Here is a 9,012-nt window from a genome sequence, read left to right as displayed (position 1 = left end):
CGCGCCCCCGGTCAGCTCCGGTGGGCCACCTCGTCCTCGGGATGCAGCACGCACCAGACGACCTTGCCGTCCGGCAACGGCGTGCTGCCCCAGCGCCGGCCGCGCCCCCGGTCAGCTCCGGTGGGCCACCTCGTCCTCGGGATGCAGCACGCACCAGACGACCTTGCCGTCCGGCAACGGCGTGCTGCCCCAGCGCCGGGCGACCGTGTCGATCAGCAGCAGGCCCCGGCCTCCGGCCGAGTTCAGCGGGGCCAGGCCGGCGTACGCGGGCAGCCGGGAGGAGTGGTCCCGGACGGCCAGGTGCAGCGAGCTGTCCCGCGGGGCCACCCGGACGGTCATCGGGGTGCCCGCGTGGGCCACCACGTTGTTGACCATCTCGGTCACCGCGATGCACGCCGGCTCCGCCAGCTCCGGCACGCCCCACCGGTCGCAGCCGTCGGTCACCAGCGCCCGGGCCTCCCGGGCCGCGCCGACGGTCGGCAGCAGGTCGGCGTTCAGCACCGCGGCCAGCGGCGCCCCGGCCAACTCCTCCTGCGCCTCGTCCAGGGTCGCCCGGACCGGCGCCCCCTCCCGCGCGGCCGCCGGATCCAGCACCAGCAGGTCGGCGGCGGGCCAGTCGGCCACCACGCGGCGCACCTCGTCGAGGACGGCGCGGGCGGCGGGCTCGGCCACCCGCAGCCGGGTGAGATCGGCGATCACCGGGCCGGGCCGGGCCCAGAGCCGGGCCAGCAACGCGTCCCGGACGGCGTCGACGGCGGCCAGGTCCAGCACGCCGGTCAGCCTGACTACCGCAGACGATTCGTCCGTCTCCACCAGGCAGCGCACGTCCGTCGGCATGATCGTCCCATTGTGCATGCCGGGTCCGGGCCGCGCATCCGACCGGTCGATGCGGTTCATCAGCGGTCCGTCCGGGCCCGGCGGTTGATCGCCGCCATCGTGCCGACGGCGGTGCCGGCCGCCGCCAACCCGAAGGCGGCGGTCACCCGGACCAGCTGCCGCCGCCGGCCGTGCCAGCCACCGAAGCGCTCCGCCTCGGCGTCGGCCCGGAAGACGTTGCCGGTGCTGTCCAGCCGGACGCCCGGCCCGAACTGGGTCCGGTGGGTGTACCAGCCGAGCGCCCGCTCGGCCAGCGCCGGCGCCAGCCGCCACTGCAGGCCGAGCAGCCGCGCGGCGCCGCCCGCGTACGCCTCCCGGCGCGGCCGGCGCAGCAGCCGCACGATCGTCTCGGCGACCACCTCCGGCGGGTACACCGGCGGTGGTGGGGCCAGCTCGTGGCCGCTGTGGTTCGCGGCGTGCCGGAAGAACGGGGTGTCGATGGTGGCCGGCAGCACCGTGCAGATGGAGATGTTGCCCCGACCGGTCACCCGCAGCTCCTGCCGCACGGTGTCGGCCAGCCCGCGGATGCCGTGCTTGGTCGCGTTGTACGCGGACTGGTAGGGCATCGCCACCTCGGCCAGCACCGAGGCGTTGTTGACGACGACCCCGCCGCCGGCCGCCCCCAGCCAGGGCAGCGCCGCCTTGGTCCCGTACGCCGTGCCGAGCAGGTTCACCGCCACCACCCGCCGGAACTCCGCCACCGGGATCTCGTCGAAGAGGCCCACCGCGCTGACCGCGGCGTTGTTGACCCAGCCGTCGATCCGGCCGAACTCCGCCGCCGCGCGGGCGGCGAGCCGCTCCACCGCCTCCGGGTCGGTCACGTCGGTCGGTACGACCAGGACCCGCCCACCCAGTTCCCGGCAGCGCGCGGCGACCCGCTGGAGGGCCTCCTCGCTGCGGGCCGCGAGCACCACGTCGGCACCGCGACGGGCCAGCGCGTACGCGGTCTCCGCGCCGATGCCGCTGGAGGCGCCGGTGATGACGACCGTGGCGTCGTCGAGGTTGCGGGTGAGAGGCATTCTTCGCCGGTACCCCCGGTCCGGGTGGGTCATGCGGATCCGGGCGCCCCGGATCCCGGTCGCGCCCGGCCGAGTTCGCTCCGCCGGTCCGGTCCCGATCTGCCAGGTTTCGGCTCACCAGCGCCGGGTTAATGGGACCCTCTGACCGGGAGGACCCACCGCTCGCTAGAACGCATGGAGGTGCACCATGCGCGTCGGCCTTGTGTGCGCGCACGCCGGCCCGTCCAGGCAGGTCGACGGTCCGACCGTCGGCACGCACCAGCACATCGCCCGGGTCGCCGCCGAGCTCGCCGACCGGGGCCACGACGTACGGGTCTACGAGCGCCGCGACTCCGCGGGGCAGCCGGAGCGCGTCGAGGTGGACGGCTACCGGCTGGAACGCGTGCCGGTCGGCCCGCCCATCCCGCTGCCCACCGCCGCACTGGTCCCGCACGTGGCCGAGTACGGCCGCTGGCTGGCCGAGCGGTGGTCCGGCGACTGGACCCCGGACGTGGTGCACGGGCACTACTGGGTCGGTGGCCTGGCCGCCGCCCACGGGGTGCGGGAGACCGACATCCCGGTCGTGCAGACCTTCCACTCGCTCGGCGTCGAGCAGCTGCGCCACCTCGGCGGGCAGTACGACGGGCCGGGGGAGCGGATCCCGCTGGAGCGGGCGCTGACCCGGGCGGTGGACATCGCGGTCGCGCAGTGCAACGACGAGGTCGACGAGCTGACCCGGATGGGACTGCAACGCACCTCGGTGGCGATGGTGCCGACCGGCGTCGACACCGGGCAGTTCCACCCCGACGGCGAGGCGGCGCCCCGGGACCAGCGGGCCCGCATCCTCTCCGTCGGCGGGCTGTCGCCCGGGCACGGCCAGGAGGACCTGGTCCGGGCGATGCGGCTGGTCGGCGACGCCGAGCTGGTGATCGCCGGCGGGCCGCCCGCGGAGCAGTTGGCCGACCACGCCGAGGCGCGGCGGCTGCGGGAGCTGGCCGAACGCACCGGGGTGGCCGACCAGGTGAAGCTGGTCGGCGCGGTGCCGCACGACCAGATGGCCACCTGGTACCGCTCGGCCGACGTGGTCGCCTGCACGCCGCACTACTCGTCCGCCGGGCGGGTGTCGCTGGAGGCGATGGCCTGCGGGGTGCCGGTGGTCGGCTACGCGATGGGCGGGATCGCCGACGCGGTGGTGGACGAGGTGACCGGCAAGCTGGTGCCGCCGGGGGACGTCCGCGCGCTCGGGGTCACCCTGCGCCGGCTGCTGGCCGACAACGCCGGGCGGTTCGCGTACGGGCACGCGGCGGTCGACCGGGTCCGCTGCAGCTACACCTGGGAGCGGACGGCCGGCGCCCTGGAGCGGCTCTACGAGCGGGTCATCGGGCGGCGCAAGCCGGTCGAGAAGCCCGCCGAGAAACCGGTCGAGAAGCCCGTCGAGGCGGCCTGATGCCGGTACGGCGGGCCGCCTCCGGCGGCGTGTTCGGTCAGCGGCGGGGACGGGCGGCGGCCCCGGCGCCGATCATCGGGCGCTCCCGCTCGCGGGCGACCGCGTGGTGGTGCTGCGGTTCGGCGTACCGGGTGAGGCCGACCACCGACGCCAGCGTGATCAGGAAACCGACCCCGGCCAGCCACTCCCGGCCCGGCCAGATCCGGTCGTTGAGCAGCAGCAGGCCGATGATCGCCGCGGGCACCGCCCCGGCGGCGTCCATCGCGGCCACCGCCGCGGTGGTGGAGCCCCGCTGCATCGCCAGGCCGAGGAGCAGTTGGCCCACCACCGAGTGGGCGATCAGCAGGTAGAGCAGCGGGTCCCGGACGAACGCCTCGGCGGAGTCCGCCGAGGCCAGCGGGCGGGCGGCCACCGCGGCGGCGGAGAACGCCATCCCGGCCAGCGAGCCGAGCGCCACCGAGCCGGGCGCCCCGTGCAGCCGGGCCGCGAAGAAGCCGGCCACGGCGATCACCCCGAGCGCCACGGTCAGGCCGATCAGACCGGCAGTGCCGAGCTGCCGGGAGGGGGCCGGCTGGGCGGCCAGCACCAGTGCGGTGATCCCGCCGAAGAGGAGCGCCAGCAGCGCCACCTCGGCGGCCGGCAGCCGCCATTTCAGCACCAGCACCCCGAGTATCGCGGTCACCCCGAGCCCGGCCGCCACGCTGGCCTGGACCAGGAAGAGCGGCAGGTCCCGGCGGGCCAGGAAGGCCAGCACGAAACCGGTGACCTGACAGATCAGCCCGACCAGGTACGTCCGGTGGCTGGCCAGCCGCAGCAGCAGCCCCGGGTCGAAGGTGTGGTGCACGGTGGTCCGCGCCGCGGCGACGGACTGGAGCAGATTGGCGAAGCCGTACGCGACGATCATGGCCGCGAGGAAGCACCAACCGGAGGACACCACCTGGCGAGGATAGAGGCAACCGGTCGGTCAGCGCGCGGCTGGCTCTCCCAGCCGCTCCAGGATGTCGGCGTGGAGGAGGCCGTTGGTGGCGATCGCGCTGTTCTCCCCGCCGGCCGGCGCCGGTCGACCGGCCCGGTCGGTGACCGTGCCGCCGGCCTCGGTCACGATCGGCGCCAGCGCGGCGAGGTCCCACAGCGACAGCTCCGGCTCCACCATCACGTCCAGCGCCCCCTCGGCCAGCAGCATGTAGCCGTAGAAGTCGCCGTACGCCCGGCTGCGCCAGGTGTCCCGCATGACCTGCAGGATCGCGTCCAAGCGACCGGCGGACTCCCAGCCGGTCAGTGACGAGTAGCAGAAGCTCGCGTCGGCGAGATCCTTGACGCCCGAGACCCGGATCGGTGCGCCGGAGGCGGCGTCCGGGCCGGCGTACGCGCCCGCGCCCGTCGCGGCCCACCAGCGCCGGCCCAGCGCCGGGGCGGAGACCAGGCCGAGCACCGGGCGGTCGGACTCCAGCAGGGCGATCAGGGTGGCCCAGACCGGCACGCCGCGGACGAAGTTCTTGGTGCCGTCGATCGGGTCGACCACCCAGCGCCGCCCGTCGGGCCCGGCGGCCGGCTGCTCGCCGTACTCCTCGCCGAGCAGGCCGTCACCCGGCCGGTGCTCGGCCAGCAGGGCGCGGATCTCCCGCTCGACCGCGGTGTCCGCGTCGGAGACCGGGGTCAGGTCCGGCTTCGACTCGACCCGCAGGTCGAGGGCGCGGAACCGGGCCGTGGAGATGGCGTCGGCGGCGTCGGCGAGCAGGTGGGCGAGGGCGAGGTCGGCGGCGTACCCGGTCATGCCGGAAACGGTAGCGGCGGACATCGGGTCAGGACCCGGCGGGCGGCGCGTCCGGCCCGCGCTGGTCACCCTCGCCGGGCCCGCGGTGGTCGACCTCCCCGCGCTGGTCGCCCTCCCCGCTGCGGGAGGCCAGCAGCCGGCGGTACGACGCCAGCCGGCGCGGGTCGGCCTTGCCGGCGGCCACCCAGGCGTCCAGCGCGCAGTGCGCCTCCTCGGCGGTGTGCTGGCAGTTCGCCGGGCAGTCGACCGTGGCCTCCACCAGGTCGGAGAAGCCGTGCAGCAGGCTCTCCGCGGAGACGTGCGCCAGCCCGAAGCTGCGTACCCCGGGGGTGTCGACGATCCAGCCGGGATCGCCCTTCGCGCCGGGCGTGGGCGGCAGCCGCAGGGCCACCGCGCTGGTCGAGGTGTGCCGGCCGCGGCCGATCGCGCTGACCGTGCCGACCGCCCGCTCGGCCTCCGGGACGAGGCGGTTGACCAGCGTCGACTTGCCGACCCCGGAGTGCCCGACCAGCACCGAGACGCGCCCGGCGAGCAGCGCGCGCAGGGCGTCCAGGTCCGAGTCGGGCCGGATCAGCACGTACGGCAGCTCCAGCTCGGTGTAGTAGCCGAGCACCGCCTCCGGGCCGGCCAGGTCCGCCTTGGTCAGGCAGAGCAGCGGCTCGATGTCCGCGTCGTACGCGGCCACCAGGCAGCGGTCGATGAACCCGGTGCGCGGCGGCGGGTCGGCCAGCGCGCTGACGATCACCAACTGGTCGGCGTTGGCCACCACGACCCGTTCCAGCCGGCCCTCGGCCGTGGTCGCGTCGTCCTCGGCGGTGCGCCGCAGCACCGAGCGGCGCTCGGCGATCCGGACGATCCGGGCCAGCGCGCCGGCTGCCCCCGACGTTTCCCCGACCAGCCCGACCCGGTCGCCGACCACCACCGACTTGCGGCCCAGCTCCCGGGCCCGCATCGCGGTGATCGTCGGGTCGTCCGGGCCGGCGTCCGGTCGTACGCAGGTGTAGCGGCCCCGGTCCACGGCGATCACGAAACCGTCGACCGCGTCGGCGTGCCGGGGGCGGGTGCGCGTACGCGGGCGCGACGACTTCCCGGGCCGGACCCGCACGTCGTCCTCGTCGTACTCGCGCCGTTTGGTCGCCAGGACCTGCCCCCTGTCGCGTCAGCTCTTGCCGGTCACCATTCCTGACCATAGCGCCGGAAACTCGGGCATGGTCTTGGAGGTGCACGCCACGTCGTCCACCTCGATGCCCGGTACGGCCAGCCCGGCCACCGCGGCGGCGTGCGCCATCCGGTGGTCGGCGTACGTCCGGAAGGTCCCGCCGCGCAGCGGGCGGGGGCGGATCTCCAGCCCGTCGGCCGACTCGGTGATGTCCGCGCCGAGCGCGGTGAACTCCCGGGCCAGCGCGGCGATCCGGTCGGTCTCGTGGCCCCGGATGTGCCCGACGCCGGTCAGCCGGGACGGCGAGTCGGCGAGCATGGCCAGCGCGGTCAGCGCCGGGGTCAGCTCGCTGACGTCGGAGAGGTCGGCGTCCAGGCCGTGCACGGCTCCGGTGCCCCGCACGGTGAGCCCGCCGGTGGTCAGCGTCACCTCGCCGCCCATCCGGTGCAGCAGCGCACGGAGCTGCTCGACCGGCTGCATGCTGCTGCGCGGCCAGCCCTGCAGGGTCACCTCACCGCCGGTGACCAGCGCGGCGGCGAAGAACGGCACCGCGCCGGAGAGGTCCGGCTCGATCTCCCAGCCGCGCCCGCTCAGCGGCCCCGGCTCGACCGTCCAGACGTCGGGCACGCTGTCGTCGACCGCCGCCCCGGCGGCGCGGAGCATCTGCACGGTCATCCGCAGGTGCGGCGCGGAGGGAACCGGCGGGCCCTCGTGCCGGACCACCACGCCCCGGTCGAACCGCGGGGCGGCCAGCAGCAGCCCGGAGACGAGCTGGCTGGAGGCGGAGGCGTCGATGACGACCTCGCCGCCAGCGACCCGGCCGGCTCCGAGGACCGTCAGCGGCAGGCTGCCGGTGTCGGGCGTGTCGATGCGTACGCCGAGGGAGCGCAACGCCCCGATCAGCGGGCCGAGCGGGCGGACCCGGGCCTGCGGGTCGCCGTCGAAGGTGACCCGCCCCTCGGCCAGACCGGCCACCGGCGGGAGGAAGCGCATCACCGTGCCGGCCAGGCCGACGTCGACGTCCGCCGGGCCGACCAGCCGGTGCGGCCGGACCAGCCAGCGGTCGTCGTCGGAGATCGACATGTGCGCGCCCAGGGCGCGCAGGCCGCCGGCCATCAGCTCGGTGTCCCGGGCGCGCAGCGGCCCGCCCAGCGTCGACGGGCCGCCGGCCAGCGCGCTGAGCACCAGGGCCCGCGCGGTCATCGACTTGGAACCGGGCAGGCGCAGCGTCGCGGCGACCGGGTCGCTGGCGGTCGGTGCGGTCCACGGCTGCGGCGGCCGGGTCGCGGTCGGATTCCCCACGGTTACATTCTGCCAAGTCCGGCAGCGCATGGAGCCGGCCGTGGGGCCCACTCCCGGTTGGCGGGACAGCCGGGACGCCGTCGGGGCGTTAGCGTGTGCCCCATGTGCGGGAGGTACGCGACGACCCGGAGCGCGGGCGACCTGAGCGCGCTGTTCGAGTCGTACGACGAGACCGGCGGCGCGGTCGGCCCGGACTTCAACGTGGCCCCGACCGATCCGGTGCCGCTGGTCCGGCTGGCGCCCGAGGGGCACCGCACGCTCTCGGTGGGCCGCTGGGGCCTGGTCCCGCACTGGTCCCGCAGCGCCACCGGCGCGGCCCGCATGATCAACGCCCGGGCCGAGACGATCGCCACCAGCCGGGCGTACGCCCCGTCCTTCGCCCGCCGCCGCTGCCTGGTCCCGGCCGACGGCTGGTACGAGTGGGTCCGCGAGGCCGGCGGCCGCCCACAGCCCTACTACATGACGCCGGCGGACGGCTCGGTGCTCGCCTTCGCCGGCATCTGGTCGGTGTGGGAGGCGGCGGGCAGCGCGCTGCTCACCTTCAGCGTGCTCACCACGGCGGCCGTCGGCGAGCTGGCCGAGGTGCACGACCGGATGCCGTTGCTGCTGCCCCGGGACCGCTGGGCGACCTGGCTCGGCCCGACCGAGGAACCCGCCGCGCTGCTGGTCCCGCCGCCGGCGGACTGGCTCGCCGGGTTGGAGATCCGCCCGGTCTCCCCGGCGGTCGGCGACGTCCGCAACGACGGTCCCGGCCTGACCGTCCGGGTCCCGCTCGCGCGCGAGGAGGCCGACTCGGAATTGACCCTGTTCTGATCACTGTCGGCGCATTGTCGTGTGCTGATTTGCCGGGGTTGCGCCTGAAACGTCGCCCGGTCTTTTAGCCATCTTTACCGCAGAGTCTTGTCCCCGCGTCCGCAAGTGCGATAGAACACAGCGCCGGCGGTGGGCGTCGATTCGCACGGGGCGGATGACCCCCATCGATCCTTGGTGATCTTGCCGGTCCCACGGGGGAGGTGGGTGGATTTGACACGGGCACGTATGCCCCGCCCGCACGAGGTGGCCGCCGCACGACGAGATCCGCGACTGCTGCGGGCGTTGCGCGAGCGGCGACAGGACGAGGCGTGGCGGACCAGAGGGACCTGCCAGAGCGTGGACCCGGAAACCTTCTTTCCGGCGCCCAACGAGCCGGCCGACGCGGCCGTCACGCTCTGCCGCAGTTGTGACGTCCAGGGCTCCTGCCTCGCCTGGGCGCTGGAGGTGGGGGACTGCCACGGCGTCTGGGGCGGCACCACGCCCCGCGAGCGCCGGGCGATGCTCGTCGCCTGGCGCAGCGAGGTGCAGCCGGATCCGGACGCGGTCGACGAGGCCGGCCCGCCGGTCCGGGACCGCCTGCTCACCCTGGTGCCGCTCAGTCGCTGAGCTGATCGGGTAGGCCCCTCGCCGCCCGCCTCGCAAC

At 75.4% G+C, this 9,012-nt stretch carries 9 protein-coding genes; 3 read left to right on the top strand and 6 right to left on the bottom strand.

What is annotated here, in order from left to right:
* Positions 1-111: 111 nt before the first annotated feature.
* Positions 112-897, bottom strand: a complete 786-nt coding sequence (locus tag JNW87_RS29850; RefSeq protein ID WP_238454801.1) for an ATP-binding protein — start codon at positions 895-897, stop codon at positions 112-114.
* Positions 897-1,895 (bottom strand): SDR family oxidoreductase, encoded by a 999-nt coding sequence (locus JNW87_RS29845; RefSeq protein ID WP_109801223.1) that lies wholly within the window; start codon positions 1,893-1,895, stop codon positions 897-899. The genes JNW87_RS29850 and JNW87_RS29845 overlap by 1 nt, the downstream gene beginning before the upstream one ends.
* Positions 1,896-2,082: 187 nt before the next feature.
* Between JNW87_RS29845 and JNW87_RS29840 the strand changes: the two genes are divergently transcribed.
* Complete coding sequence (locus JNW87_RS29840) at positions 2,083-3,321, top strand: glycosyltransferase (RefSeq protein ID WP_109801222.1); 1,239 nt, start codon at positions 2,083-2,085, stop codon at positions 3,319-3,321.
* A 37-nt stretch (positions 3,322-3,358) separates the two neighbouring features.
* Here the strand turns inward: JNW87_RS29840 and JNW87_RS29835 are convergent, their stop codons facing one another.
* The 4 genes from JNW87_RS29835 to aroA form a co-directional block, all read right to left on the bottom strand.
* Entirely contained in the window at positions 3,359-4,225 is an 867-nt protein-coding gene (locus tag JNW87_RS29835; RefSeq protein ID WP_201749556.1) for a hypothetical protein, read from the bottom strand.
* Positions 4,226-4,285: 60 nt separating this feature from the next.
* The gene (hisN, locus tag JNW87_RS29830; RefSeq protein ID WP_109801240.1) at positions 4,286-5,095 is read right to left on the bottom strand and encodes a histidinol-phosphatase; all 810 of its coding nucleotides are present in this window, start codon (positions 5,093-5,095) and stop codon (positions 4,286-4,288) included.
* A 28-nt stretch (positions 5,096-5,123) separates the two neighbouring features.
* Positions 5,124-6,047, bottom strand: coding sequence for a ribosome small subunit-dependent GTPase A (gene rsgA, locus JNW87_RS29825; protein ID WP_375373560.1), 924 nt, complete (start codon positions 6,045-6,047; stop codon positions 5,124-5,126).
* Between the two features lie 207 nt (positions 6,048-6,254).
* Positions 6,255-7,556 (bottom strand): 3-phosphoshikimate 1-carboxyvinyltransferase, encoded by a 1,302-nt coding sequence (gene aroA / locus JNW87_RS29820; RefSeq protein WP_238454800.1) that lies wholly within the window; start codon positions 7,554-7,556, stop codon positions 6,255-6,257.
* Positions 7,557-7,658: 102 nt separating this feature from the next.
* Between aroA and JNW87_RS29815 the strand changes: the two genes are divergently transcribed.
* Positions 7,659-8,369: an SOS response-associated peptidase gene (locus tag JNW87_RS29815; RefSeq protein WP_109801219.1), complete on the top strand. Its 711-nt coding sequence runs from the start codon at positions 7,659-7,661 to the stop codon at positions 8,367-8,369.
* A gap of 210 nt (positions 8,370-8,579) precedes the next feature.
* Positions 8,580-8,975, top strand: coding sequence for a WhiB family transcriptional regulator (locus JNW87_RS29810; RefSeq protein ID WP_109801218.1), 396 nt, complete (start codon positions 8,580-8,582; stop codon positions 8,973-8,975).
* Positions 8,976-9,012 lie beyond the last annotated feature (37 nt).

The sequence above is a fragment of the Micromonospora sp. ATA51 genome, from assembly GCF_016802855.1.
Taxonomy (GTDB): domain Bacteria; phylum Actinomycetota; class Actinomycetes; order Mycobacteriales; family Micromonosporaceae; genus Micromonospora; species Micromonospora sicca.
The sequence above is the reverse complement of the archived record's forward strand: the minus strand, read 5'-3'. Positions and strand labels throughout refer to the sequence as shown.

Excerpts from the sequence above, each read along its gene's own strand:
- JNW87_RS29840 (WP_109801222.1), top strand. The coding sequence starts at position 2,083 with ATGCGCGTCGGCCTTGTGTGCGCGCACGCCGGCCCGTCCAGGCAGGTC.
- hisN (WP_109801240.1), bottom strand. The coding sequence starts at position 5,095 with ATGACCGGGTACGCCGCCGACCTCGCCCTCGCCCACCTGCTCGCCGAC.
- JNW87_RS29815 (WP_109801219.1), top strand. The coding sequence starts at position 7,659 with ATGTGCGGGAGGTACGCGACGACCCGGAGCGCGGGCGACCTGAGCGCG.
- JNW87_RS29850 (WP_238454801.1), bottom strand. The coding sequence starts at position 897 with ATGAACCGCATCGACCGGTCGGATGCGCGGCCCGGACCCGGCATGCAC.
- JNW87_RS29845 (WP_109801223.1), bottom strand. The coding sequence starts at position 1,895 with ATGCCTCTCACCCGCAACCTCGACGACGCCACGGTCGTCATCACCGGC.
- JNW87_RS29835 (WP_201749556.1), bottom strand. The coding sequence starts at position 4,225 with ATGATCGTCGCGTACGGCTTCGCCAATCTGCTCCAGTCCGTCGCCGCG.
- rsgA (WP_375373560.1), bottom strand. The coding sequence starts at position 6,047 with ATGCGGGCCCGGGAGCTGGGCCGCAAGTCGGTGGTGGTCGGCGACCGG.